At 66.0% G+C, this 25,814-nt stretch carries 21 protein-coding genes and 1 riboswitch; of the genes, 20 read left to right on the plus strand and 1 reads right to left on the minus strand.

Features of this window, described 5'->3' with window-relative positions; all coding sequences use genetic code 11:
• Positions 1–18: 18 nt before the first annotated feature.
• Positions 19–1,194 (minus strand): cytochrome P450, encoded by a 1,176-nt coding sequence (locus AAHS21_RS10965; RefSeq protein ID WP_342927689.1) that lies wholly within the window; start codon positions 1,192–1,194, stop codon positions 19–21.
• A gap of 267 nt (positions 1,195–1,461) precedes the next feature.
• Between AAHS21_RS10965 and AAHS21_RS10970 the strand changes: the two genes are divergently transcribed.
• The 20 genes from AAHS21_RS10970 to AAHS21_RS11065 all read left to right on the plus strand — a co-directional run bounded on the left by AAHS21_RS10970 (position 1,462) and on the right by AAHS21_RS11065 (position 25,806).
• On the plus strand, positions 1,462–1,656 hold the full coding sequence (locus AAHS21_RS10970) for a ferredoxin (protein ID WP_342927690.1): 195 nt from the start codon (positions 1,462–1,464) through the stop codon (positions 1,654–1,656).
• Between the two features lie 492 nt (positions 1,657–2,148).
• Positions 2,149–3,384 (plus strand): PPE family protein, encoded by a 1,236-nt coding sequence (locus AAHS21_RS10975; RefSeq protein ID WP_342927691.1) that lies wholly within the window; start codon positions 2,149–2,151, stop codon positions 3,382–3,384.
• A 173-nt stretch (positions 3,385–3,557) separates the two neighbouring features.
• Positions 3,558–3,857: a PE family protein gene (locus AAHS21_RS10980; protein ID WP_036469081.1), complete on the plus strand. Its 300-nt coding sequence runs from the start codon at positions 3,558–3,560 to the stop codon at positions 3,855–3,857.
• A gap of 10 nt (positions 3,858–3,867) precedes the next feature.
• Positions 3,868–5,082, plus strand: coding sequence for a PPE family protein (locus tag AAHS21_RS10985; protein ID WP_342927692.1), 1,215 nt, complete (start codon positions 3,868–3,870; stop codon positions 5,080–5,082).
• Between the two features lie 296 nt (positions 5,083–5,378).
• Complete coding sequence (locus tag AAHS21_RS10990) at positions 5,379–6,608, plus strand: PPE family protein (RefSeq protein WP_342927693.1); 1,230 nt, start codon at positions 5,379–5,381, stop codon at positions 6,606–6,608.
• A 439-nt stretch (positions 6,609–7,047) separates the two neighbouring features.
• A complete protein-coding gene (locus AAHS21_RS10995) occupies positions 7,048–8,262 on the plus strand; it encodes a PPE family protein (RefSeq protein WP_342927694.1) in 1,215 nt (404 codons plus the stop codon).
• Positions 8,263–8,350: 88 nt separating this feature from the next.
• Entirely contained in the window at positions 8,351–9,577 is a 1,227-nt protein-coding gene (locus tag AAHS21_RS11000; RefSeq protein ID WP_342927695.1) for a PPE family protein, read from the plus strand.
• Positions 9,578–9,923: 346 nt separating this feature from the next.
• Positions 9,924–10,223, plus strand: coding sequence for a PE family protein (locus tag AAHS21_RS11005; protein WP_090602177.1), 300 nt, complete (start codon positions 9,924–9,926; stop codon positions 10,221–10,223).
• Positions 10,224–10,453: 230 nt separating this feature from the next.
• Positions 10,454–10,750 carry a WXG100 family type VII secretion target gene (locus AAHS21_RS11010; protein ID WP_090602180.1) on the plus strand — a complete coding sequence of 99 codons (297 nt, stop codon included), beginning with the start codon at positions 10,454–10,456 and terminating at the stop codon, positions 10,748–10,750.
• A gap of 49 nt (positions 10,751–10,799) precedes the next feature.
• The gene (locus tag AAHS21_RS11015; RefSeq protein WP_036469090.1) at positions 10,800–11,084 is read left to right on the plus strand and encodes a WXG100 family type VII secretion target; all 285 of its coding nucleotides are present in this window, start codon (positions 10,800–10,802) and stop codon (positions 11,082–11,084) included.
• 91 nt (positions 11,085–11,175) lie between these two features.
• Positions 11,176–12,078 (plus strand): ESX secretion-associated protein EspG, encoded by a 903-nt coding sequence (locus AAHS21_RS11020; protein ID WP_090602183.1) that lies wholly within the window; start codon positions 11,176–11,178, stop codon positions 12,076–12,078.
• A 261-nt stretch (positions 12,079–12,339) separates the two neighbouring features.
• Positions 12,340–13,851, plus strand: a complete 1,512-nt coding sequence (gene eccD / locus AAHS21_RS11025) for a type VII secretion integral membrane protein EccD (RefSeq protein ID WP_342927696.1) — start codon at positions 12,340–12,342, stop codon at positions 13,849–13,851.
• A complete protein-coding gene (locus AAHS21_RS11030) occupies positions 13,829–15,697 on the plus strand; it encodes a type VII secretion-associated serine protease mycosin (RefSeq protein ID WP_342927904.1) in 1,869 nt (622 codons plus the stop codon). Before eccD ends, AAHS21_RS11030 begins: the two co-directional genes overlap by 23 nt.
• Before the next feature lie 19 nt (positions 15,698–15,716).
• Positions 15,717–16,916, plus strand: a complete 1,200-nt coding sequence (gene eccE / locus AAHS21_RS11035) for a type VII secretion protein EccE (protein WP_342927697.1) — start codon at positions 15,717–15,719, stop codon at positions 16,914–16,916.
• Positions 16,913–18,745, plus strand: coding sequence for a type VII secretion AAA-ATPase EccA (gene eccA / locus AAHS21_RS11040; protein ID WP_342927698.1), 1,833 nt, complete (start codon positions 16,913–16,915; stop codon positions 18,743–18,745). Before eccE ends, eccA begins: the two co-directional genes overlap by 4 nt.
• Before the next feature lie 133 nt (positions 18,746–18,878).
• A riboswitch (M-box (ykoK) riboswitch) is annotated at positions 18,879–19,051 on the plus strand.
• A gap of 353 nt (positions 19,052–19,404) precedes the next feature.
• Complete coding sequence (locus AAHS21_RS11045; protein WP_342927699.1) at positions 19,405–20,610, plus strand: PPE family protein; 1,206 nt, start codon at positions 19,405–19,407, stop codon at positions 20,608–20,610.
• 21 nt (positions 20,611–20,631) lie between these two features.
• Positions 20,632–21,828, plus strand: a complete 1,197-nt coding sequence (locus tag AAHS21_RS11050) for a PPE family protein (protein WP_342927700.1) — start codon at positions 20,632–20,634, stop codon at positions 21,826–21,828.
• 6 nt (positions 21,829–21,834) lie between these two features.
• A complete protein-coding gene (locus AAHS21_RS11055; protein WP_342927701.1) occupies positions 21,835–22,191 on the plus strand; it encodes a DUF732 domain-containing protein in 357 nt (118 codons plus the stop codon).
• 909 nt (positions 22,192–23,100) lie between these two features.
• A complete protein-coding gene (locus AAHS21_RS11060) occupies positions 23,101–24,333 on the plus strand; it encodes a PPE family protein (RefSeq protein WP_342927702.1) in 1,233 nt (410 codons plus the stop codon).
• 72 nt (positions 24,334–24,405) lie between these two features.
• Entirely contained in the window at positions 24,406–25,806 is a 1,401-nt protein-coding gene (locus tag AAHS21_RS11065; protein WP_342927703.1) for a PPE family protein, read from the plus strand.
• Positions 25,807–25,814 lie beyond the last annotated feature (8 nt).

Below are 25,814 nucleotides of genomic sequence, written 5' to 3' on the forward strand. Positions count from 1 at the left end.
GCCGCGGGTCGACCGCGGTCAGTCCCAACTCAGCGGCAATGCTTTGAGAGCGAATGTCTTTGACGGAAACCTGATTTCGGGCGTGTAGTCAGGCGGCACGTCGAAGTCGGGGATCTGTTTGAGCCACTCGGCGACGATCACAGTCAGCTCGATACGCGCCAGATGAGAACCCAGGCAGCGGTGTGGTCCACCGCCGAATCCCCAGTGCCGGTGCACCTTTCCGTCCATCACAATGTCGTCGGTCGACACCGAGTCGGTGCCATCGCGATTGATCGCCGCCATGCACAACCGCACCGAGGTGCCGGGGGGAAGCGTCATGCCGCCGATTTCGACGAACTCCGTGGTGACTCGGGGAGCGACCGGCGCCGACGGCTCAAGCCTGACGATCTCTTCGATGAAAACCCTGGTCTGCCTTGGGTTGTCGCGAAGCATGTCGCGTAGCTGCGGTCTGCGCGCGAGTTCGTAGATGGCATATCCGATCGCCGCGGTTACCGTGTCCAGGCCGGCCAGGATCAACAGATGGCTCATCCCCAGCAGTTCGAGATCGCTGAAGTCGCCGTCGCCTGTCATGACTTGGGACAGCATGTCGGTGCCCGGGTTCTGCCGGCGTTGGGCAATCACGTCGGTGAGGTAGTTCAGCAGCAGGTGGCCTTTGTTGAGGTCCTCCTGGCTCAGGTAGGGGTTGTCCGCGATCAGGGCGTCTTTCCAGCCGATCAGCAGGTCACGGTCTTCCAGCGGAAGACCATAGAGGTCAAGGAACACCTGAAACGGATACAGGTTCGCGAAATCCGCCATCACCTCGCAGTTGCCGCGGCCGGCGAACTCCGCGATCATCTCGGCGGCGTGTCGCTCGAGCACCGGGCGCGACTTGCTCAGGGCGTGCGGGCTGAAGTAGGGCTGCAGGATCTTGCGGTAGCGGGTGTGCTCGGGCGGGTCGAATGCCAACGGCACCACCGGCAATGGGTAGCCGGGAGGCTGCAGCGCCAGCCGCGACGAGAAGACCTTGGGATTTCGCAGCGCGGCCAGCACGTCGTCGCGCCGCGTTATGTAGTAGAAGCCATTCATGAAGACGACCGGGCCCGCGTCCCGGAGCACCTTCCATCCGACACCACGGTCGACGGCCATGGGCAATTTGGCGTATTCGAGCCGCGGTAGGTAGAAGTCGCCTGGCTGGTAATCGCCAGAGATGCTCATGCGCTCTATCTCCGCCTGTTGTCGGCTATTTCGTTCCTGGTGCCCGACTCGGCCAGGCCGCGTTTGGAACGACGCCGTCGCCGGATTTTCGGTGGCACATCAATATCGCACGTGTGTCGCACATGCTCCAATCCGGCTGGTGGGCCGCGGAACTGGCCGACCGCGAGCGTGTCAACATCTTCTAGAATTCGAAAGCGATCGATTTACCTATCGATCCGTCAAATCCGATCTGACGCGATCCGTGGACGCGGCGGGGGAGGGGACCTCGTGAGGGTTCGTCTCGAGAAGTCGAAATGCGTTGGCCACGCCCAGTGCTACGCCGTCGATCCGGATCTGTTCCCCATCGACGAGTCGGGCTATTCGATCCTCGAAGAACACGAGGTGCCGCCGGAGGAAGCGGAGCTGACTCGCGACGGGGTGGCCTCCTGCCCGGAGATGGCACTCATCCTCGACGAGGATTGACGAGGACCAACGGCACCGGCGGCGTCCGGTCCTAAACAGGTAGCCGAACGCCGGGTGAACGGCTAGGCGCTGTAAATGAACGCCAGTTGGCCGGGAGTGAACAATGGTTGGCCTGGTGTGAATAGTTGGCATCGCCAGTCGGTGGCCGGGGTATAAGCCATTAATGTCTTTCACGAGCGGCAGTTCAGCCCAAACGAGCTGTCGCTTGGTTGCTGGTAGTGGGGGGTAATCGAGGCAGGATGGGCATGACGTTGCTGACCAACTGTCCGGGAAACACGGTGATAGAACACCGTGCCGGGGATGGCGGGCGGATGCACCAGGACCTACCGGATTGCGTGCTCAACGGGTTTGCTAACGCATGGATTCGACTGGCTTTCAACGGGTCGGCGGTCCGGGGATAGCAGGTGCGCAGGCAGCCCCTAGTGGTTTGTACAGGTTCTTACGCGATAGCCGAGATTGCCACCGCAATCCCGGCCAATTGAGGAGGACACGGTGTTGGACTTCGGAGCCTTACCGCCCGAAATCAATTCCGGTCGCATGTATGCGGGCCCGGGATCGGGGCCAATGATGGCCGCTGCCGCTGGCTGGGACGCGCTTTCGGCCGAACTGGCCATAGCGGCCAGTGGATACAACTCGGTGATTTCCGAGCTGACCAGCGGACCCTGGATGGGGCCCGTATCGCAGCGGATGCTCGCGGCGGTGCTGCCGTACATGACCTGGCTCAGCTCCATGGCAGCCGATACAGAGCAGACCGCGATGCAAGCCCGGGGGGCGGCCGCCGCGTTCGAGGCGGCATTCATGGCGACGGTGCCACCGCCGGTGATCGCGGCCAACCGCGTGTTGTTGGCCACCCTGATCGCGACGAACTTCTTCGGCCAAAACACCCCGGCGATCGCGGTGACCGAAGCGCAATACATGGAGATGTGGGCCCAGGACGCCGTCACCATGTACAGCTACGCCGCGGCATCGGCGCTCGAGGCGCAGGTGCCTCCGATCACGTCGTCGCCGCAGACCACCACCCCCGACGGGACAAACAACCAGGCGCAAGCAGTGGCGAAGGCCGCTTCCGAGCCGGCGAGCCAGTCGGGTCAGACGGCGGCCAACGCCGGCACGCAGATGGCCTCCAACAGCACAGTCCCGCAGATGCTGCAGCAAGCTTCGGTAAACGCCCCGGCGGCAGCGCCCCAGCAGGCCGCCGCAGCGACGGATCCGCCCTGGTGGCAGGGATGGTTCACGATCCCGACACCGGACAACCCCAATGGCTGGACCCCGGGCTTCTTCAACACGCTGCGCCAAGGCCTGCAGGCCTACTTCGGCGTCGGTCTTGGAGCCTTCGGTTACCAGATGCAGCAGCAGTTGACCTTCGGTCTCGGTGCCACGGCCGGTGGTAGTGGTGCGTGGTACCCGACGCCGCAGTTCGCCGGTCTGGCCGCGCTGGGCGGTGGTCACCCCGGCGGCCTCGCGGCCACCGCGCACCTGGCTACCTCGGTCAAGGTCGGCGGACTCTCGGTCCCCAATGCCTGGGCCGGTGCGGCACCCACCGCCATCGAGGAACCCGCCATCCATGCCACCACCGTCAACTACGCCACCAGCGCCACCGGACCCGCCAACAACGGCATCCTGCAAGGCATGCCGATGACCGGTACCGGACGACGCGCCGCCACCGGCTTCACCCACAAGTACGGGTTCAAGCGCAACGTGCTTGTCCGGCCACCGTCCGCGGGATAACGGCCATGAGGAATTGGAATCTCGAGGAACAGAAGTGACGGCCAGATGAACAGAGATTGTCCGGGTCTGAACAGTTCGCATGGACAGGGCAAGTCCAACAGCGGGCGAACTAACGTCATTATCGGGAAAACCCGCCGGTGCGTGCACCGGACGGTTACTGAGGAGGGAATCACATGTCGTTTGTGACAACGCAGCCAGAAGCGTTGGCGGCGGCGGCGAGCACGTTGCAGGGGATCGGTTCGGCGCTGACCGCCCAGAATGCCGCGGCTGCTGCTCCGACAACGGGTGTGGTACCGGCCGCGGCCGACGAGGTGTCGGCGCTGACCGCGGCACAGTTCGCTGCACACGCACAGATGTACCAGGCGGTCAGTGCACAGGCCACCGCCATCCACGAGCAGTTCGTCAACACCTTGAGCATGAGCTCGGGGTCATATGCGCTGACAGAGGCGGCCAACGCGGCCGCGGCGGGCTAAGGAGATCACAATGATTGATTTTGGAGCGCTACCTCCGGAAGTGAACTCCGCGCGCATGTATTCGGGTGCGGGTTCGACGTCGATGACGACGGCGGCCTCGGCATGGCGTTCGCTTGCCGCCGAGCTGAATTCGGCCGCACTGGGCTACGAGAACGTGATCACCCAGTTGTCCAGCGAGCAGTGGCTGGGGCCGGCCTCGACCGCCGCGGTCCAGGCGCTGACGCCGTACGTGACCTGGATGAAGACCACCGCGACCCAGGCCGAAGAGGCTGCCCAGCAGCTCGACTCGGCCGCCGTGGCCTTCGAGACGGCGTTCGCCTCGGTGGTGCCGCCGCCGCTGATCGCGCAGAACCGGGCGCTGCTGACCCAAGCTTTGCAAACCAACGTGCTGGGGCAGAACACCGGAGTCATCGCCCAGCTCGAGTCGCAGTACGGCCAGATGTGGGCCCAGGACGCCACCACGATGTACAGCTACGCGGGGCAGTCGTCGTCGGCGACCAAGGTAACCCCGTTTGCTGCGGCCCCCGAGGTGTCCACTCAGGACGCCGGGGCCAAGCAGGCCGCGGCGACCTCGTCGGCGGCGAGCACCGGTGCGGGCAACGCCGCCAACACCACGGCCCAGGCGATCACCCAGACACCGCAAGCGCTGCAGGCCGCGGCGGCACCGGCGGCAGCCACCGGTAGCTCGGACCTGCTTACTCAGGGCTGGTTCCTGCTGACCGGGCAGACGGTGCTGCCGAGCAGTTTCGCCACCTTCGTGAACGGTCTGAGCCCGTTCGTCGGGTTCGCGTATAACACCGAGGGTCTGCCGTACTTCTCGGTCGGTATGGGTAACAGTGGTGTGCAGATCGCCAAAAGTACCGGCGCCCTCGGAGGCGCGGCCGCCAGTGCGGCGTCCGCGGCTCCCAAGGGTCTGGCCGGTCTGGGCGGCATGCTCGGCGGCGGCGCCCACGCGGCGCCGGCAGTCGCCGCGGGTCTGGGCAACGCGGGCTCGGTCGGCCGCCTGTCGGTCCCGGCCGTCTGGTCTGGAGCCGCGCCGGCGGTCAGCCACGCCGCTGCGGTCCCCGTCAGCGCGATCACCGCAGCGCCCGAAGCCGCCGGCTCGGGCAACCTGCTCGGTGGCATGCCCCTGGCCGGCATGGGCGGCGGCCAAGGCTTCGGTGCCTCGGGCCCCCGCTACGGTTTCCGCCCCACCGTGATGGCCCGCCCGCCATTCGCCGGGTAGCCACTCGATTCATTGCTAATGCACGCATGACGGCCGCATGGCCGTCATGCGTGCATTTTGTTTGGCCCGACTCGGCGTGATCGACCGAAACCCGCTGCAGTCGAGCGGGTTTCACGGGCCCTAGCCCTCTCGCGTTCCGAGTCACAGGTCCCAGACTGCCCGCGCATCGCGCGCGGCGGCAATGGATCTGGCCGTCCGACAACGCGCGTCGTCACAAGCCGAAACTCGTAGACCCGCTGGGCTATTCGCGATGGAATCAACACGCGCAATCTGACCAGGATCCGGGAGGCTTAGTCATGTCGATTGATTTTGGGGCGTTGCCGCCAGAGGTCAACTCTGCGCGCCTGTATGGGGGCGCTGGTGCGACGTCGTTGATCACGGCATCCTCAGCGTGGAATTCCCTTGCCGCCGAACTGAATTCGGCGGCGATGGGGTACGAAAGCGTAATCACCGAGCTATCGAGTCAGGAGTGGCTGGGACCGGCCTCGGCGAAGGCCGTCGGGGCCCTGACTCCGTATGTGACGTGGGTGAAAAACACTGCGGCCCAGGCCGAGCACGCGGCCCAGCAGCTGTCTGCGGCCTCGGCGGCATTTGAGACCGCGTTTTCCTCGGCGGTGCCGCCGCCGGTTGTCGCGCAAAATCGTGCCCTGCTGGCCCAGGCCATGGCAACCAACACGCTGGGCCAAAACAGCGGGCTGATCGCGCAGCTCGAGTCGCAATACGCCCAGATGTGGGCGCAGGACGCCACCACCATGTACCGCTACGCCGCTGCGTCGGCCTCCGCGACCAAGGTGACACCGTTCACCTCGGCCCCAGAGGTCACCGACCCCTCCGGCCAGGCCAAGCAGGGCGCGGCGACCTCGTCGGCGGCGTCCACCGGAGCCGGCAATGCCGCGAGTTCGACGGCCAACGCGATCACTCAGACACCCAGCACGCTGCAGTCCGCGGCGACGCCCGCGGCGGCCGCTGCCGCGGCCGCCGCGCCCACCGACCCGATCACCGAACTGTGGTTCCTGCTGACCGGGCAGACGACGTTGCCCACCAGCTTCGCCACGTTCGTCAACGGTCTGAGCCCGTTCGCCGGTTTCGCGTATAACACCGAGGGTCTGCCGTACTTCTCGGTCGGTATGGGTAACAGTGGTGTGCAGATCGCCAAAAGTACCGGCTCCCTGGGAGGGGCGGTCGCCAGCGCGGCGTCCGCGGCGCCCAAGGGCCTGGCCGGTCTGGGCGGCATGCTCGGCGGCGGCGCCCACGCGGCGCCGGCAGTCGCCGCGGGTCTGGGCAACGCGGCCTCGGTCGGGCGCCTGTCGGTCCCGGCCGTCTGGACCGGCGCGGCGCCGGCGATCAGCCACGCCACGGCGGTGCCGGTCAGCGCGATCACCGCAGCGCCCGAAGCCGCCGGCTCGGGCAACCTGCTCGGTGGCATGCCCCTGGCCGGCATGGGCGGCGCCCATGGCGTCGGCGGCGCGGGCCCCCGCTACGGCTTCAAACCCACCGTGATGGCCCGCCCGCCATTCGCCGGCTAGCGCTCAGAGCTACCCGCGCGTCCGGGTAGCCCAGACGCGGGGGAGTCCGCTGCAAACTGCACGTTTGCGGCCCGTGGAGCGCAGCAGCACTGCGGTGCTCCACGGCTTTTATCCGCGAGCGGATTTTTATCCGCCGGTCACCTTCTCGCCCCGTCCGTGTCACCCGTAGCCTCCGCTCGCGGCGACCGCTGTGACGCGACGGCATCTCGCATTCGCCCAGGTGACAGCCCGCGTTCGCGACGCGGTACGCCACCGGCGGGATCTTGTACTCCTGTCGGATAGCGCCACGCGTCTGCGCGGTCGCCGCCTGATCCGCGGACTCACACGGCCGCAGCCGCCGGGTCCCGCGCCTTAGCCTCGCAACCAACCATTTCGGTCAAGGTCGTCGACAAATTCCAGTTGCGAGGAACACATGCCGTTCGAACCGGGCGCTGCGTAGATGGACTACGGTGCGGTACCGCCAGAAATCACCTCGGCCCTGATGTACACGGGTCCGGGGTCGGGGCCGCTGATGGCCGCGGCCGCCGGGTGGGATGGGCTGGCAACCGAGCTGGCAACCGCGGCCAGCGGCTACAGCTCGGTGATTTCCGAACTGAGCAGCGGACCATGGATCGGGCCGGCGTCGGCGTCGATGATTTCAGCGGTGTCACCATTCGTGAGTTGGCTCGGTGCGGCAGGCGCCCAGGCCGAGGAGACAGCCACACAGGCCCGGGCCGCCGCGGCCGCGTTCGAGGTGGCGTTCATGGCGACGGTGCCACCGCCGGTGATCGCGGCCAACCGCGTGTTGTTGGCCACCCTGATCGCGACGAACTTCTTCGGCCAAAACACCCCGGCGATCGCGGCGACCGAGGCCCAGTACATGGAGATGTGGGCCCAGGACGCCGCCGCCATGTTCGGCTATGCGGGCGCATCGGCGCTCGCGACGGAACTGACCCCGTTCACGCCCTCCCCCCGAACCACCGACCCGGAGGGGACGACGAACCAGGCGCAAGCAGTGGCAAAAGCGGTCTCCGAGCCGGCCGGTCAATCCGGGCAGACCGCAGCCAACGCCACCACGCAAGCGGCCGCCACCAATGCCGTTCCGCAAGCAGCGCAACAACTTTCGACCAATGCGGCTGCGGCGACCGATCCGCCGTGGTGGTCCAATTGGTTCACCATCCCCACTCCGGACAACCCGATGGGATGGGGTCCCAGCGTCCCGCAGACTATCTTCAAACAGCTCAGCGGCCTTCCCTACTTCGGGACGGGTTTGGGCGCCTTCGGTTATTCCATCCAGCAGCAGACGACGTTCGGCTTGGGGTCGACGGCCGGCGCCAGTGGCGCGTGGTATCCGACGCCGCAGTTTTCCGGCCTGGCCGCGCTGGGCGGTGGCCATCCCGGTGGCATCGCGGCCACCGCGCACCTGGCCTCCTCGGCCAAGGTCGGCGGACTCTCGGTCCCCAACGCGTGGGGCAACGCCGCACCCGCCGCGCTCGAAGAGCAAGCCATTCAGGCCACCACCGTCAACTACGCCACCAGCGCGACCGGCCCCGCCAACAACGGTGTCCTGCAAGGCATGCCGATGACCGGCGCGGGGCGACGCGCCGCGACCGGCTTTACCCACAAATACGGCTTCAAACGCAACGTCCTTATCCGACCACCATCGGCTGGATGACCCGTGCCCACTCGATCCACCCTCGTGCACTCACCCGTCAGCGATTCACACCACCGTGCAGTCCGCTCAGCATCCAGGAGGCTCAGCTATGTCGATTGATTTTGGAGCGTTGCCGCCAGAGGTCAACTCTGCGCGTCTATACGCGGGCGCCGGCTCGACGTCGTTGGTTGCGGCAGCCTCGGCATGGAATTCCCTTGCTGCCGAGCTGAATTCGGCTGCGTTGGGTTATGAGAGCGTGATTTCCCAATTGTCCAGCGAGGAGTGGCTGGGGCCGGCTTCGGCCGCCGCGGTCCAAGCGCTGACGCCCTATGTGACGTGGGTGAAAACCACTGCGGTCCAAGCCGAAGAGGCCGCCCAGCAGCTGTCCTCAGCCTCGGCGGCGTTCGAGACGGCGTTCGCCTCGGTGGTGCCGCCGCCGCTGATCGCGCAGAACCGGGCGCTGCTGACCCAGGCGTTACAGACCAACGTGCTCGGACAAAACACCGGCGTGATCGCGCAACTCGAAGCCCAATACAGTCAGTTCTGGGCCCAGGACGCCAGCACGATGTACAACTACGCCGGGCAGTCGTCGTCGGCGACCAAAGTGACCCCGTTCAAGTCGGCGCCCGAGGTGTCCACTCAGGACGCCGGGGCCAAGCAGGCCGCGGCGACCTCGTCGGCCTCGAGCTCCGCGGCTGGCAACGCCGCGCAGACGACGGCCAACGCGATCACTCAGACGCCCAGCACCCTGCAAGCCGCGGCAACACCCGCCGCGGCCGCAGCCGCCGCCACCACCACGGATCCGTTCACCCAGGCGTGGTTCCTGCTGACCGGGCAGACCATTCTGCCGAGCAGTTTCGCCACGTTCGTGAACGGTCTGAGCCCGTTCGTCGGTTTCGCGTATAACACCGAGGGTCTGCCGTACTTCTCGGTCGGTATGGGTAACAGTGGTGTGCAGATCGCCAAAAGTACCGGCTCCCTGGGAGGGGCGGTCGCCAGCGCGGCGTCCGCGGCGCCCAAGGGTCTGGCCGGTCTGGGCGGCATGCTCGGCGGCGGCGCCCACGCGGCGCCGGCAGTCGCCGCGGGTCTGGGCAACGCGGGCTCGGTCGGGCGCCTGTCGGTCCCGGCCGTCTGGTCTGGAGCCGCGCCGGCGGTCAGCCACGCCGCTGCGGTGCCGGTCAGCGCGATCAGCGCGGTTCCCGAAGCCGCCGGCTCGGGCAACCTGCTCGGTGGCATGCCCCTGGCCGGCATGGGCGGCAGCCAAGGCCTCGGCGCGTCGGGCCCCCGCTACGGTTTCCGCCCTACCGTGATGGCCCGTCCACCGTTCGCTGGTTGAGAAAACGCCGCAGCTCGGACCGCGAGAAGCAGTTAGCTAAGTCGATGCGGGCAGGGCGCGTTACCGGCGACGGGATTTCATCCCTGCGGTTGCCCGCGCGGCCCGCCGGCCACGCCCCTGCCTGCAGGCTATCGACAACGAGGGAGGTCAGACAGTGTCAGTATGGTGATTTCGCTGCTCAGGGGCCCCAAACTAGGCCTTACGCTGTTACTGTGTCGTTACTAAAAGTGAATTCGCCGTACCGTTCCGTGAACAATTGCGAACGGGCGGTCCACGGATCAGGCTTTACGGATCACGGTCATCTACTCTCATCAGAGAGTTTGGGGATTATGGAGGAGGAAAAATCATGTCGTTCGTGACGACACAGCCGGAGGCTTTGGCCGCGGCAGCCGGGACCCTGCAGGGTATCGGATCTGCTCTTAGCGCCCAAAACGCGGCTGCGGCGGCCCCGACGACCGGGGTGGTGCCGGCGGCTGCCGACGAAGTTTCAGCGCTCACCGCGGCTCAGTTTGCCGCGCACGCGCAGATGTACCAGGCCGTCAGCGCCCAGGCCACGGCGATTCACGAGCAGTTCGTGAACACGCTGTCGATGAGTTCGGGCTCGTACGCCGCTACTGAAGCAGCCAACGCAGCCGCTGCCGGCTAACTGGTTTCTTCATTTGAGGCTAAGGACACCCACATCGGAGTGGGTCACGCCAGCCACCCAGCGGTCGGGCAAGCCGTCTACGAGTAGACGGTCCGGTGGGTGCTGGTCAGGAGGGGGATCATCCTTAGGTGTTCGGTCCGGCCATTACGTCACGGTTGTAACTGACCGGACCCAGCCACTGTCCAACACAACAAAATCTCGAGTCGCAAGTAATTAAGGAGAAAGGCAACATGGCAACACGTTTTATGACCGACCCGCACGCGATGCGTGCGATGGCGGGCCGTTTTGAGATGCACGCGCAGACGGTGTCGGATGAGGCTCGCAAGATGTGGGCGTCGTCGATGAACATCGCCGGTGCGGGCTGGAGCGGTCAGGCTCAGGCCACGTCGTACGACACGATGGGTCAGATGAACCAGGCGTTCAACAACATTGTCAACATGCTGCACGGCGTGCGTGACGGACTGATCCGTGACGCCAACAACTACGAGACGCAAGAGCAGGCCTCGCAGCAGGCCCTCGGCCACTAGTCGTAACAACTACGGCTGCGTAACCTTCAGACATTAGGAGAAAAACGCTATGAGCATTAACTACCAGTTCGGAGATGTGGACGCCCACGGCGCCCTCATCCGCGCGCAGGCCGCTTCGTTGGAGGCCGAGCACCAGGCCATCGTTCGCGATGTGCTGGCTGCCGGCGACTTCTGGGGTGGCGCCGGTTCGGTGGCGTGCCAGGAGTTCATCACCCAGTTGGGTCGCAACTTCCAGGTCATCTACGAGCAGGCCAACCAGCACGGGCAGAAGGTGCAGACCGCGGGCAACAACATGGCCAGCACCGACAGCGCCGTCGGGTCCAGCTGGGCCTGACACCCGAAACTCCAGGCGCGGCAGCACACCATCGGTTCGGTGTGCTGCCGCGTCCTGCGGTTACCGTGCACAACAACTATCCGGGGTACTAATGGACCAACAGAGCACTCGCACCGACATCACCGTCAACGTCGACGGCTTCTGGATGCTCCAGGCGTTACTGGACATCCGCCACGTCGCTCCGGAGCTGCGGTGCCGGCCCTATGTATCCACCGACAGCAGTGACTGGCTCAACGATCACCCCGGTATGAAGGTGATGCGGGAGCAGGGCATTGTCGTCGGCGACGATGTCAATGAAGAAGTAGCGGCGCGGATGCGGGTGCTCGCCGCGCCAGATCTTGAGGTCATCGCACTGCTGTCGCGGGGCAAGCTGCTCTACGGCGTCGTCGATGACGAAAACCAGCCCCCGGGCTCACGCGACATCCCGGACAACGAGTTCCGGGTGGTCCTGGCCCGGCGCGGCCAGCACTGGGTCTCGGCGGTTCGCGTTGGCGCCGACATCACCGTCGACGACGTCGCCGTCGCGGACAGCGCGTCGATCGCCGCCCTCGTATTGGACGGCCTGGAGTCGATTCACCACGCCGAGCCCGCCGCGATCAACGCGGTCAACGTGCCGCTCGACGACATGCTGGAAGCCACCAAGTCGTGGCAAGAGTCCGGCTTCAACGTGTTCTCCGGCGGCGACCTGCGCCGGATGGGCATCAGCGCCGCTACCGTCGCCGCGCTGGGCCAGGCGCTTTCGGATCCGGCAGCCGAGGTTGCTGTGTATGCGCGCCAATACCGCGACGACGCCAAGGGGCCCAGCGCCTCGGTGTTGTCACTAAAGGACGGTTCGGGCGGCCGTATCGCGCTTTACCAACAGGCGCGGACCGCGGGTTCGGGGGAGGCCTGGCTGGCCATCTGTCCGGCGACTCCGCAACTGGTGCAAGTCGGGGTCAAGACCGTGCTGGACACACTTCCGTACGGCGAGTGGAAGACCCACAGCAGGGTGTAACAAGAAGTATCAAATGTTAAGGCTTGTAACGCTTTTGAACTCAGGGTGCGGCCAGGCCACGAACACGTCATACTGCTCTATGAATAAGCAGCAAATAAAGAATGTCAGAGTCAGCGGATTCACCAATCGCGAGGCGGGGTAAATGGAATTGGAAAAGGTCGAACCACTACTTTCCGGAGCCTCGGCAAGTAGGTCGACAGAGCCCTTCACGCGACTGGCGATCCAGAGCCACACGTTCACCACGACAGGGGGTGCAGCCCGATGACTGCGGTAGCTGATGCGCCACAGGCTGATATTGAGGGGATCTCACAGCCACGGGCAGTCGTAGTCGGCATCATGGCCGGCGAGGGCGTCCAGATCGGCGTCCTGTTGGACGCCAACGCCCCGGTGTCGGTGATGACCGACCCACTGTTGAAGGTGGTCAACAGCCGCTTGCGCGAGCTCGGCGAGACTCCGCTGGAGGCGACGGGTCGCGGCAAGTGGGCGCTGTGCCTGGTTGACGGCTCGCCGTTGCGCGCCACTCAGTCGCTGTCCGAGCAGGACGTTCTAGACGGCGACCGGTTGTGGATCCGGTTCGTCCCCGACACCGAAAAGCGCTCGCAGGTCATCGAGCACATCTCAACTGCCGTCTCGCAGAACCTGAGCAAGCGGTTCGCCGCGATCGACCCGGTCGTCGCCGTGCAGGTCGGCGCCGCGATGGTGTCCGGCGGCGTTCTCCTCGCCGCGGCCCTGCTGGGCTGGTGGCGCTGGCACCACAACTCGTGGCTGACCACGATCTACGCCGCGGTCATCGCCGCGGTCGTCCTGGGCGTGTCGATGATGTTGCTGATGCGCGCCCAGACGCAGGCCGATCGGCGCATCGCCGACATCATGCTGGTCAGCAGCCTGGCCCCGCTTTCGATCGCCGCGGCCGGGGCGCCACCGGGCGGTGTCGGATCGCCGCACGCGGTGCTGGGCTTCGGCGTCCTCACCATTGCCGCGATACTGGCTCTCCGGTTCACCGGACGCAGGCTGGGGTTGTACACCGCGATCATCACCGTCAGCTCGCTGACCACGATCGCGGCCCTGGCTCGGATGGTCGCCATGACCAGCGCCGTGACGATGCTGACGACCATCGTGCTGGTCTCGGTGATCGGCTACCAGTGCGCGCCCGCCATGGCGCGACGGCTGTCCGGCATCCGGTTGCCGGTGTTCCCGTCGGCCACCAGCCGCTGGGTCTTCGAGGCACGGCCCGATCTGCCCACCACCGTGACCCGCACCGGCGGCGGCCCGCCGGTCCTCGAGGGACCCGCGTCGGTGCGCGACGTGCTGCTGCAAGCCGAACGGGCCCGGTCGTTCCTGTCCGGTCTGCTGCTTGGCTTCGGCGTGCTGATGGTGGTCTCGCTGGCGGGGCTGTCGGACCCGCACACCGGGGAACGGTGGCTCCCGCTGCTGCTGGCCGGTTTCAGCGCCGGCTTCCTGATGCTGCGCGGCCGCTCCTACGTGGATCGCTTGCAGGCGATCACCCTGGCCGGCACGTCGGTGATGATCGTCGCGACGGTCGTGGTGCGGTACGCGCTGGAACTGCAGTCGCCGCTGTCGGTGTCTGTCTGCGTGGGGATCCTGGTGCTGCTGCCCGCGGCGGGACTGGTGTCCGCGGCGGTCGTCCCGAACAGCATTTACAGCCCGCTGTTCCGCAAGTTTGTGGAATGGATTGAATACGTCTGCCTGATGCCGATCTTCCCGCTGGCGTTGTGGTTGATGAATGTCTATGCAGCGATCCGGTACCGGTAACGGCAAGGTGTGGCGTAGGCGCGCATCCCGTGCGGCGATCGCCGCACTCCTGCTCACATCGGGTTCACTAGCCGGGTTACCGCCCGCCTATGCGATATCGCCGCCGACGATCGACCCGGCGGCGGTGCCGCCGGACGGTCCGCCCGGGCCGCCGGCGCCGATGAAGCAGAACTCGTACTGCACCGAGGTCGGGGTGTTGCCCGGCACCGATTTCAAGTTGCAGCCGAAGTACATGGACATGCTGAACATGCAGGAGGCGTGGCAGTTCGGCCGCGGCGCCGGGATCAAGGTCGCCGTCATCGACACGGGCGTGACACCGCACCCCAGGTTCCCGCACCTGATCCCCGGCGGGGACTACATCATGGGCGGCGACGGGCTCTCCGACTGTGACGCGCACGGCACCATCGTGGCGTCGATGATCGGTGCGGCACAGGCAAACGGCGCGGCACCGCCGCCGGTGGCGGGACCGCGCAAGCCGGTGACGATTCCGACCACCGAGGCGCCGCCGAAAGCGCCACCGCCGCAGACGGTGACCCTGTCTCCGTTACCGCAGACCGTGACCATGGTCCCGGCCACGCCGCCATCCGACGGCCCGCCGCCACCACCGTGGATGCCGCAACCACCGCCGTCGGAGGCCCCGCCCGCCGCGCCTGCGCCGGCCTCGCCGTCGCAGGCTCCGCAGGGGGCACCGCCGGGGCCGCCACCCGCGCCGGCGGCTCCCGGAGCCGCCAACCACGTCGGCGGCACGGTGACGATTCCCGCCTACTCAGGTGGTGGGCAGACGATCCATGTCGGCAACCCGCACCCGCTGGCGCCCCCGCCGCCGCCTCCGCCACCACCGGCACCGCCCGCGTCCGGGGGGCCTGACGCCTATAGCGGCATTGCCCCCGATGTCGACATCATCTCGATCCGCCAGTCCAGCCAGGCCTTCGGCCTCAAGGACGCCTACACCGGCGACGAGGACCCGCAGACCTCGGCGAAGATCTCCGGGGTCGAGACAATGGCACGGGCCATCGTGCACGCCGCCAACATGGGCGCCTCGGTGATCAACATCTCCGACGTGACCTGCATGAGTGCGCGCAACATCATCGACCAGCGGGCGCTGGGAGCGGCGGTTCGCTACGCGGCGGTCGACCGCAATGCCGTCATCGTGGCCGCAGCCGGCGACACCAGCAAAAAGGACTGCAAGCAGAATCCGATCTTCGATCCGCTGAAGCCCAAAGACCCGCGCGACTGGAACGCCGTCACCACCGTCGTGACGCCATCCTGGTTCAGCGACTACGTCTTGACCGTCGGTGCGGTGGATTCCGAGGGTCATCCGCAGACCCAGGGCAGCAATGGGCAGGGCCCGTCGAGCGTAGCTGGACCGTGGGTCGGAATCGCCGCGCCCGGAAGCGACGTCATCGGGCTCTCGCCGCGCGACGACGGCCTGATCAACGCGATCGACGGACCGGACAACTCGCTGCTGGTCCCCAGCGGCACCAGCTTCTCGGCCGCGATCGTGTCCGGCGTGGCCGCCCTGGTGCGCGCCAAGTACCCGCAGCTGTCGGCGTATCAGGTGATCAACCGGCTGGAGCGCTCCGCGCGTGCACCGGCCCGCGGCGTCGACAACCAGCTCGGTTATGGTGTCGTCGACCCGGTGGCGGCACTGACCTGGGACATTCCGGACGGACCGCTCAAGCCGCCGCAGCAACTGTCGATACCGTTGAACGTGCCGAAGGCGCCGCCGCATCGCGACATGATGCCTGTGTGGGTGGCGGCCGGGGGATTGACCGGCGCACTGCTGATAGGCGGCGCCGTTTTCGGTATCGCGACGTTGATGAAGCGTCGTAGGCAGCAACAATAAGGGCGGAGCAGTAACAGCAATGAAGGCTCAGCGCAGGTTTGGGTTGTCTTTGTCGTGGGCGCGGGTCACGGTCGTGTTCCTGGTCGTCGTCGGGATCCTGTTGATCGCCAGCCACTGCCCCGAGTCGTGGCAGGGCAAGTACCACATCGCCTGGTGGGTGGGTGTCGGCATCTCGGTGATCATCACGTTGCTGTCGCTGGTCACCCATCACGGCCTGACGGTGACCTCCGGCCTGGCCGGCTGGCTCTGGGACTGGTCCGCCGACCCGGGCACCACGCTGGCTGCCGGTTGCACGCCCGCGCTCGACTACCAGCGCCGGTACGGGCGCGACAAGGTGGGGGTGCGCGAGTACGACGGCCGGCTGGTCACGGTGATCGCGCTGGACGGCGACGACGACGCGACATCGCGCCACCACCGCCAGAAGAGCGCACCGCCGGCCAGCGTGCTGGTGCGATCGGTGGCCGCGGGACTGCGCCAGTTCGACGTCATCCTGGACGGCATCGACATCGTGTCGGTGCAGATGCGCCGCGGCGGTAACGCCGCCGAGTTGTCCAAGCTCGACAAGTTGGGTCCGGAGGAGTGGGGGCTGGTCAGCGATCAGCCTGCCTCGTACGTGCGCCGTACCTGGCTGGTGTTGCGGATGAATCCGCAGTCCAACGTCGCCGCGGTCGCGGCCCGCGATTCGCTGGCTTCCACGCTGGTCGCGGCCACCGAGCGGCTGGTCCAGGATCTGGACGCGCCGGGCTGCACGCCCCGGCCGCTGACCTCCGAGGAGATCGCCGAGGTCGACAGCGCCGTGCTGGCGGACCTGGAGCCGACCTGGAGCCGCCCCGGCTGGCGTTACCTCAAGCACTTCAACGGGTTCGCGACCAGTTTCTGGTTGACGCCGTCGGACATCACCACCGAGACGCTGGAGGAGCTGTGGCTGCCCGACGCCGAGGCGACCGTGGTGACCATTCAGCTCACCGCCGACGACGGCCAGCCCGAGGTCTCCGGCTGGGTGCGCTATCACAGCGACAGCCGGTTGCCCAGGGGAGTGTCGTCGGGACTCAACCGGCTCACCGGTCGCCAGTTGGCGGCGGTGCGCGCCAGCCTGCCTGCTCCGACGATTCGCCCATTGCTGGTCGTGCCCACCCGAGGACTGCTCCCCGACGACGACCTCGTGCTTCAGGTGGGCCAGGTGCGGGAGGACGCTGAGCGCTTGCTCGCAGGTCAATGAGCCGCCCGCAATCGACGGCAGAGGACGCCCGTAACGCAATGGTTGCCGGGCTGTTGGCGTCGGGAATCTCCGTCAACGGTCTTCAGCCCAGCCACAACCCGCAAGTGGCGCTGCGGATGTTCACCACGGCCACCACGCTGGACCCGGCGATGTGCGACGCCTGGCTGGCACGTCTGTTGGCCGGTGACCAGAGCATCGAGGTGATCGCCGGAGCCTGGTCGGCGGTAAGTACTTTCGGCTGGGAAACCCGTCGGCTCGGCGTCACGGAAATGCAGTTTCATCCGGACGTCTCCGACGGGCTGTTTCTGCGGCTGGCGGTGCTCAGCGTGGAGTCGCTCGCGTGCGCGTACGCCGCGGTGCTCGCGGAGGCAAAGCGCTACGAGGAAGCCGCCGAACTGCTCGACCGCGTCGAACCGCGCCTACCCATCGATGAAGAGCTGATCGCCTACGTGCGAGGGGTCCTCTACTTCCGTGCCGGACGATGGCCGGATGTCCTCGCGCAATTCCCCGAGGGAAAGATCTGGCGTAACCCCGAGTTGAAGGCAGCCGGCGCTGCGATGGCGACCACGGCACTGGCGTCGCTCGGCGTCTTCGAGGAAGCGGTGCGGCGCAGCCAAGACGCCATCGAGGCGGATCGGGTACCCGGAGCGGCCAACGTCGCGCTGTACACCCAGGGCATGTGCCTGCGGCACCTCGGACGCGAGGAAGAGGCTGTCGAGGTGCTGCGCCGGGTGTACTCCCGCGACCCCAAGTTCGGCCCGGCCCGCGAAGCCCTCGACAACCCCAACTACCAGTTGGTGCTGACCGACCCGGAAACCATCGAGGCTCGGACCGACCCGTGGGACCCGGACAGCGCACCGACGCGCGCGCAGGCCGAGGCGGCCAAGCAAGCCGAGACGGCGGCCAAGTACCTGGAAGAGGGCGACGAAGAGCTCAACGCCATGCTGGGCATGGAGCGAGCGAAGCGGGAAATCAAACTCATCAAGTCCACGACCAAGGTGAACCTGGCCCGCGCCAAGATGGGCCTACCGGTGCCGGTCACCTCGCGCCACACCTTGCTGCTGGGCCCGCCCGGAACAGGAAAGACCTCGGTGGCGCGTGCTTTCAGCAAGCAACTATGCGGGTTGACGGTACTGCGCAAGCCCGTGGTGGTGGAAACCAGCCGCACCAAGCTGCTGGGCCGCTACATGGCCGACGCGGAGAAGAACACCGAGGAGATGCTCGAGGAAGCCCTGGGCGGAGCGGTCTTCTTCGACGAGATGCACACGTTGCACGAGAAGGGATACCAACAGGGCGACCCGTACGGCAACGCGATCATCAACACCCTGCTGCTGTACATGGAGAACCACCGCGACGATCTGGTGGTGTTCGGCGCCGGCTACGCCAAGGCCATGGACAAGATGCTCGACGTGAACCAGGGTCTGCGACGGCGCTTTTCGACCGTGATCGAGTTCTTCAGCTACACGCCCGACGAGCTGGTCGCATTGACCCGCCTGATGGGCCAGGAGAACGAAGACGTCATCACCGAGGAAGCAGCCGAGGCCCTGCGGCCGTCGTACGCCAAGTTTTACGCCGACGAGAGCTACTCCGAAGACGGCGACCTGATCCGCGGTATCGACACCCTCGGTAACGCCGGCTTCGTGCGAAACGTGGTGGAAAAGGCCCGCGATCACCGGAGCTTCCGCCTCGACGACGAGGACCTCGACGCGGTATTGGCCAGCGACACCACCGAATTCAGCGAGCTGCAGCTGCTGCGGTTCAAAGAACTCAGCGGTGACGATCTGCTCGAGGGCCTCAGTGCGGCAGTCGCAGAGAAGAAGTCGAGCTGAACGCCCTTTCATTACACGCTTTAACACTGCCGCGGAGCGGCTGAATGGATTCGGTATGGCCGCACAGTGAATTGTTGCGAACGCCTCGCAGCTAGCTTGACTCACTCTGTCTCGAATGCCACGATGTCCTGTGCAAGCACCTCGTTAGGTGAGGCTTCCATTACGGATATAGGCCACTGACCTCAAACGTCGAAAGACGCCCAGGGTCAGGACAGCTCTTCCCGGCTTAAGGGTTGAGCCCAAGTGGCTTCTGGCTTCGGCCGGATACGCAGTGTGGTGCCGAAGCTCTGATGAGAGGGGTGCCGGATCCGGCGAACGCGCCTGTGTCCTCATCCCTTCGTGCAGAATAAAGGCATCTCGGTGTGCCCAGGCCGCAAGGAGGTGAGAACGAAATTAATCCCGGTGATAGTCCTTATTCTCGATCGATGACGTTTCGTTCGAGCCGGCAAAGGCTACGCGTTTACCTGTCGGCTTGCACCGAGTCGCCTACCCACGTTGCGCAATCGGTGTACGTCCTGGCAAGGGTCGCGCCTCCGGCTCACCCTTATTCCTGAGGAGAACTCCGATGACCTCTGCCAACGTACAGACCACTGCCGGTTCGTGTGCGGCTACCAAGGCAGCCAACGTAACGGCGACCCGTTAAGCGCCGAGGGGGAACCATGCTGGATTTTGCGGCATTACCGCCGGAAGTCAATTCGACCAGAATGTATTCTGGCCCCGGGTCGGGGCCGTTGCTCGCTGCTGCCGCCGCCTGGAATGCGCTGGCCGCTGAAATGCGTTCCGCCGCAACCGATTACGAGTCGGTGATTCGGGAACTGAGTAGCGCGGGCTGGATCGGTCCGTCGTCGGCGTCGATGTTGGCCGCGGCCGCGCAGTACCTGGCGTGGCTCAACGCCACTGCTGCCCAGGCCGAGCAGACGGGTATGCAGGCTAACGGGGCCGCTACCGCTTTCGAGGCCGCGTTCGCCGCGACGGTACCCCCGCCGGTCGTTGCGGCCAACCGTACTTTGCTGGCGAACCTGGTGGCCTCCAACATCTTCGGGCAGAACACCCCGGCGATCGCGGCCACCGAAGCCCAGTACATGGAGATGTGGGCGCAGGACGCCGGGGCGATGAACGGCTACGCCACCGCCTCGAACGCCGCGGCGCAGATGACACCGTTCACCTCGCCGCAGACGAACACCACTCCTGACGCGGCAACCGGGCAAAACGAGGCGGTCTCTCAGGCGTTGAACTCAGCGACCGGGAACGCGCAGTCGCTGTTGTCGGGTAACACCTTGTCTAGCAATGACGCCAACGCCCTGGCTGCTCCGCAGGCGTCGGGATCGCTCTACGATTACCTCACCCAGTTCTTCGGCAACACGAACAACACAGCCGCGGGCCAGTTCTTGAGCAGTAACTTCTTCGCCAACTCGATCCTGAACGGTTCCATCGCCGGCGGCCCGTTCAACCCGCAATCCATCATCGGAACGGTCGAGGGCTTCAACTTCTTGCAGACGACGGCCACGACGCTGGGCGGTCTGGACGACTTCACCGCCGGTGCCGAGGCCGCCACCACCAGCCTGACGGCCAACTCGGTGGGGTCGGTGAGCATGGGTGGAGCTTCGGCGGGAATCGGTAACGCGCACCTGATCGGTTCGATGTCGGTGCCGCCCAGCTGGAGCAACGCCGCCACGATCAGTGCCGGTCAGGGGCCGGCGCCGGTCACCGGCCTCAGTGACATCGGGTCCGCCGGCACGCCGGCCGCGGGCGGGCCGGGCGGTGTTGCCGGGCCGCTGGGTGGCACCGGGAAGCGGTTGCGTCGCGCCATCCCCAGGTACGGGTTTCGGCCCGTCGTCATGCCGCGTCCGCCGGCCGCCGGATAAGAGACTTCAGGAGGAGATGTCATGCTGAACTTTGGGGCGTTACCGCCGGAAGTCAACTCGGCCAAGATGTACGCCGGACCTGGGTCCGGATCGATGCTGGCTGCCGCGGCGGCATGGAACGCGATCGCTGCTGAGATGCGTTCAGCGGCAAGCAATTACGAAGCGGTAATCAAGTCACTGGTCAGCGAGGGCTGGCTGGGGCCGGCGTCGGCGAAGATGGCGGCCGCGCTGCAGCCGTATCTCGAGTGGATGAGCACCACCGCCGCGCAGGCCGAGCAGGCCGGCGCTCAGGCCAACGCGGCCGCTGCCGCGTACGAGGCCGCGTTCGCCGCGACGGTGCCCCCGCCGCTGGTGACCGCCAACCGCACGCTGCTGGCGAACCTGGTGGCTACCAACATCATTGGCCAAAACAGCGGGGCGATCGCGACCACCGAGGCCCAGTACGGCGAGATGTGGGCGCAGGATGCCGCCGCGATGACCAGTTACACCACGGCGTCGCGGGCCGCCACCCAGATGACGCAGTTCAGCGACCCGCAGTCCGACACCACCCCGGCTGCAACGGTCTTGCAGGCCGACGCGGTCAACAATGCCAATGCGCTGGCCGCCCCGCTGGCCGCCGGCGCGGGGAACAACATATTCACGCCCGGCTCGGGTTCGGACACCACCGGACTGTCCGGGTTGCTGAACATCTTCAGCAATTCGAACCCGAATCTGCTGGGGGCTTTCCTCAACAACAACAGCGTGTCCGGCCTGTCGAACGCCTTCACCACCAACGGCATTATGAACCCGACGACGATCATCGATCCCGCCGCCACCGCGGCCGCGAACAGCGCCGTACAAAGCGCGACCACGTCGGGCCTAGAGGATCTGGCCGCCGGCCTGGGTGGTGCGGCTGCTGTGTCATCGACGACGAGCCTGCCGGGCGCCGCCGCCACCGCGGCGGTAGGACAGGCGAGTCTGGTTGGCGCCCTGTCGGTCCCGCCGACCTGGGCCGGCAGCGGAGCAACCGTCAGCACGGTTGCGGCCACGACTCAGGTCGGAGCCGGGGCGTACCACAGCTTTGGCGCCGCCACCCCGATGGTGATGGAAGAAGCCGGGGCAGTGGGCATGCCCGGGGTGCCGCTGGCCGGTGTTCCGGGTGCGCACGAGGATGAGTTCGCGGACCCGATCTACGGGTTCCGGCCCCGCGTCATCGGGCGCCCACCCGCCGCCGGTTAACGACATATGAAGGCCCTACCGTTACTGGCAATCGTCGTCACCCTGATCGGCCTGGCCGCGCCGGCACGCGCCGATCCGGCTGACGACGCCTTCCTCGCCGCGCTCAACAACGCGGGCATCACCTATCACGACCCGGAGCACGCAATCAAAGCCGGCCAAAAGGTCTGCGACCTGGCTAACTCCGGGACCTCCCAGCTCGACATCATCCGCGACATCCGCGATCTCAACCCGGCATTCACCATGACTAAGGCCGCCCAGTTCGCCAAGGCGGCCGCCATGGCCTACTGCCCAGAACGCCTCTCCACCGACAGCGGCGGCAGCAACCCCGGCCCGGGCGGCGCCGGAGGCGGCGGAGGCGGCTGACTTCGCGGTCTTGCCCTCACAGCAAACCTGCAGATGTCAATAAGCGTCGTAGCAGTTCTCCATGTTTTCGTTAGGTGAAATGTAGGGGAGCTGCATATGACCATTGCCTGCCAATTCGGCGCTGCCGTTGGACATCGCGCGTCGCCCCGTGCCCCGACCGCCTGCTGCGCGGCCGAGCCCTAGCCCGGCACCGGTGATGCGCTTGCCGCAGGGGACTTTTGGCGCCGCGCGGTATATCGGAGGCCTAAAATCCTTAATGCCAGCGACCATTTCATGGTATCCATAATTCGCTACCGGATGCCGTTCTAGGATAATTACAGCGCGCATTTCGAACGACTCCCAAATTCGGCAAGCAGCCCGAATTGTCGACGCATTTTCATGTTACACACAACCTGGTTTCTGGATGTACTGATTGAAAGGATCAAGTAAGTCACTAGAGAGTCGGCAACAGTGGTATCGGATAACGGAAACGCGACTGCGATGGTGTCGCTCCGGCGCGGTATTTACCGAAATATGAATACGCCAGGAAGTGCTGTCGGCATTCGCTAAGTAATGATTACTTGGCTTCTATAGTGGGATTACTCCAATAGTCAAGTTAGCTACATCACTTCGATGTTCTCACACGGACGCTCCACGCGGTGACATTTCTTTTTTACAGGGCGATTACCGGTAGGGAACGTGCCGCGCATGGTTTTTGGCGATAATATCCGCAATATAGAGCCTTGTGGTGAATCAGGACCGGACGAGAACCTGAGAGAATTTCAGCCGAGAGAGTTACGAACATGCTGTCGTTAAACACGTGTCATACAGCGCGGATTCGATGTATTTCATTAGAGCTGCGGCGCGTTTGCGGCGAGGGCCGCGAAACCGGGCCTACCATGGCGGCCAAATGAGGGAGCGGAGGTAAAAATGTTGGACTTCGGGGCGTTACCGCCGGAGATCAACTCCGGTCGAATGTACGTCGGTGCGGGATCGGGGCCGATGTTGGCCGCCGCCGCCGCCTGGGACGAGTTAGCCGCGGAGCTGTTCTCCACGGCGGCGCAGTATGGCTCGACGATCCAGAGCCTCAGCGTCGGGCCTTGGACCGGCCCCTCCTCGATCGCGATGGCCGCCGCCGCCGCACCGTATGTGCAATGGATGAGCGCGACGGGGGCCCAGGCAGAGCAGGCGGGCATCCAGGCCAAACTTGCTGCGGGCGCGTACGAGGCGGCCTTCGCGGCGACGGTGCCGCCGCCCGTCATCGCGGCCAACCGCTCCCTGCTTGCGACGTTGATCGCAACTAATATCTTGGGACAGAACACCCCGGCGATCGCCGCCACCGAAGCCCAATACATGGAGATGTGGGCGCAGGACGCCGCCGCGATGTACGGGTATGCCGGATCGTCGGCGACGGCGTCGCAGTTGCAGCCGTTCGCCGAACCGCCGCAGACCACGAACGACTCCGGGACGGGGATGCAGGCGGCCGCGCTGGTTCAGTCGAGCTCCACCTCGGGCACCAATACGGCCCTACAACTCACCCAGGCCGCATCGACACCCGCGGCCGCGGCGGCGGCCCCGTCGACAGGATTGACCGTGCCGCCGGCGGTGAGCAACTGGAACACCATCTGGGGCGCCATCACCGGTGTGTTCTCGCCCCAGTCGTGGAGCACCATCCCCGGCGGTCCATTCCTCTCCTTCGGACAGACGTACGCATGGGCACAAAACGGTCAGGCCGCCCAGGCCTATCTGGCCGGGCCGAAATTCATCTCAGGTCAATTGGAGCCGTTGACAAGGGGCGCCGCCGTGCGGCCCATGCTCAGCTCCGCCGTCAGCGGAGCTCAGGTCAGCGGGTCGATGGGTAAGTCGGCCCTGGTCGGAAGCATGTCGGTACCGCAGGGCTGGACCGAAGCCGCGCCGAACATCCGAATGCTCGCGCAGTCATTGCCCACCAATCTGGCTGCCGCGCCGGCCGCCTCGCTGATCGGCGAAGAAGGCGTTTTCAGCCAGATGGCGCTGTCCAGCCTGGCTGGCCGCGCCGTCGCCGCCACCGCGACCCACACGGTGAGCGGCAATGCCGCCACGGCGTCCGCGCTCGGTGGTCTGGTGGCCGAGGCCGACCCCGCCGCCGCCACCATCATCGTCATACCGGCTCTGGAGGACTGATCGCGATGAACACGACGCACAGCCACCCGGCATGGTCCACCCGAATCGCGCCGTCAAGTAAGGGGTAACGACATGTTTTACGGAGCCTTTCCACCGGAGTTCAACTCGGGCCGCATGTACGCCGGTCCGGGAGCGGAGTCGTTGGTGACGGCAGCGACGGCCTGGGAGAACCTGGCTGCCGAATTGCAGTCGATCGCGACCTCATACTCGTCGGTGATCTCGAATCTGACCACCGGGCCCTGGGTGGGCCCGTCATCGCTTGCCATGGCAGCCGCCGCGACTCCTTACGTCACCTGGATGCAACAAACCGCGGCGCAAGCCGCCCAAACCGCGGCGCAAGCGACGCAGGCCGCCGCCGCATATGAGACGGCCTTCGCCGCCCACGTGCCGCCTCCCCTGATTGCGGCCAACCGTGAACTGCTCGCGGAGCTGATGGCCACCAACCTCTTCGGGCAGAACACCGGGGCGATTGCTGCCACCGAGGCGCAGTACGGCGAAATGTGGGCCCAGGACGGCGAAGCGATGGATACGTACTTCGCCTCTTCTGCGACGGCATCCAACAATCTGCAGGAATTCAGCCCGGCGCCGCAGACCACCAATGAGGCGGCCACGACCATGCAGGCGGCCGCGGTCACCTCGTCATCCAGTGCCGGGGCCGGCAACGCGGCGAATGCGGTGGCCGCTGCAGCCACCACGCCCAGCGGCTACACCGGTCCGCTGGCGTGGCTCGCGCAGCTGGCCACGGACTACCAGACCTTCTGGACGAACCTGCTGAATACCGTTCCAGGCGGGGCGAACTTTTACACGCAGTTCTACAACGCCTTGAAGATCCCGCTCGGCCTCACCACCCAGTACAACGACATTGGACTGCTGATCAACTTCCCCGTGTCGCAGTGGCTCAAGTTCGCCCCACCGGCGGCCTACGGCGCGCTGCCGAAAGATGCGCTGGGGGCCGGTCTGGGCGCGTTGGGCTTCGGCCGGGGCACACTGTTCGACTCCATCAGCCCGACGGCCGGTTTCGCACGTGGCACGTTGGTCGGATCGTTGACGGTCCCACCCAGCTGGGCCTCGGCCACCCCGGCAATCAGGACGGTGGCCGCTGCCCTGACTGCCGCGGGTCCCGAGGCGATCCCGGCGGCCGCCCTCGGTGAGGGCAGTTTGTTCAGTTCGCTGGGGATGGCCGGGATGCTGGGCAGCGCGATGGGCGCTGGAGGTCCGACCGTGGTCAATGCCAGCGTCCGCAACCGGATGAAACCGCTCAAAGACCTCAAGGACAAGAACTCACCGGAGCACCTGAAACGTCTGGTCGCTCAGATATCGGAGAAGCCGGAAACGGTGCAGCACCACAACGTCGATCAAGAAGGCCTCGACGCGCTGCTCGAACAGCTGGCGAAGAAGCCCGGAATCCACGCGGTGCACTTGAAAAAGGGCAAGTCCAAGGTCGTTCCTTCCGAAGAAGCGCAATTAGGGTAGGGGACAAG

Origin of the sequence: Mycobacterium sp. 050272 (assembly GCF_039023525.1) — a bacterium.
In the GTDB taxonomy this organism is placed as follows: domain Bacteria; phylum Actinomycetota; class Actinomycetes; order Mycobacteriales; family Mycobacteriaceae; genus Mycobacterium.

Bases quoted from the DNA above. Each gene is read 5' to 3' on its own strand.
- AAHS21_RS11005 (WP_090602177.1), top strand. From the start codon at position 9,924: ATGTCGTTCGTGACGACACAGCCGGAGGCTTTGGCCGCGGCAGCCGGG.
- AAHS21_RS11020 (WP_090602183.1), top strand. From the start codon at position 11,176: ATGGACCAACAGAGCACTCGCACCGACATCACCGTCAACGTCGACGGC.
- AAHS21_RS11010 (WP_090602180.1), top strand. From the start codon at position 10,454: ATGGCAACACGTTTTATGACCGACCCGCACGCGATGCGTGCGATGGCG.
- eccE (WP_342927697.1), top strand. From the start codon at position 15,717: ATGAAGGCTCAGCGCAGGTTTGGGTTGTCTTTGTCGTGGGCGCGGGTC.
- AAHS21_RS11060 (WP_342927702.1), top strand. From the start codon at position 23,101: ATGTTGGACTTCGGGGCGTTACCGCCGGAGATCAACTCCGGTCGAATG.
- eccA (WP_342927698.1), top strand. From the start codon at position 16,913: ATGAGCCGCCCGCAATCGACGGCAGAGGACGCCCGTAACGCAATGGTT.
- AAHS21_RS11055 (WP_342927701.1), top strand. From the start codon at position 21,835: ATGAAGGCCCTACCGTTACTGGCAATCGTCGTCACCCTGATCGGCCTG.
- AAHS21_RS11050 (WP_342927700.1), top strand. From the start codon at position 20,632: ATGCTGAACTTTGGGGCGTTACCGCCGGAAGTCAACTCGGCCAAGATG.
- eccD (WP_342927696.1), top strand. From the start codon at position 12,340: ATGACTGCGGTAGCTGATGCGCCACAGGCTGATATTGAGGGGATCTCA.
- AAHS21_RS10990 (WP_342927693.1), top strand. From the start codon at position 5,379: ATGTCGATTGATTTTGGGGCGTTGCCGCCAGAGGTCAACTCTGCGCGC.
- AAHS21_RS11030 (WP_342927904.1), top strand. From the start codon at position 13,829: ATGCAGCGATCCGGTACCGGTAACGGCAAGGTGTGGCGTAGGCGCGCA.
- AAHS21_RS10985 (WP_342927692.1), top strand. From the start codon at position 3,868: ATGATTGATTTTGGAGCGCTACCTCCGGAAGTGAACTCCGCGCGCATG.
- AAHS21_RS10965 (WP_342927689.1), bottom strand. From the start codon at position 1,194: ATGAGCATCTCTGGCGATTACCAGCCAGGCGACTTCTACCTACCGCGG.
- AAHS21_RS11000 (WP_342927695.1), top strand. From the start codon at position 8,351: ATGTCGATTGATTTTGGAGCGTTGCCGCCAGAGGTCAACTCTGCGCGT.
- AAHS21_RS10995 (WP_342927694.1), top strand. From the start codon at position 7,048: ATGGACTACGGTGCGGTACCGCCAGAAATCACCTCGGCCCTGATGTAC.
- AAHS21_RS11065 (WP_342927703.1), top strand. From the start codon at position 24,406: ATGTTTTACGGAGCCTTTCCACCGGAGTTCAACTCGGGCCGCATGTAC.
- AAHS21_RS10980 (WP_036469081.1), top strand. From the start codon at position 3,558: ATGTCGTTTGTGACAACGCAGCCAGAAGCGTTGGCGGCGGCGGCGAGC.
- AAHS21_RS11045 (WP_342927699.1), top strand. From the start codon at position 19,405: ATGCTGGATTTTGCGGCATTACCGCCGGAAGTCAATTCGACCAGAATG.
- AAHS21_RS11015 (WP_036469090.1), top strand. From the start codon at position 10,800: ATGAGCATTAACTACCAGTTCGGAGATGTGGACGCCCACGGCGCCCTC.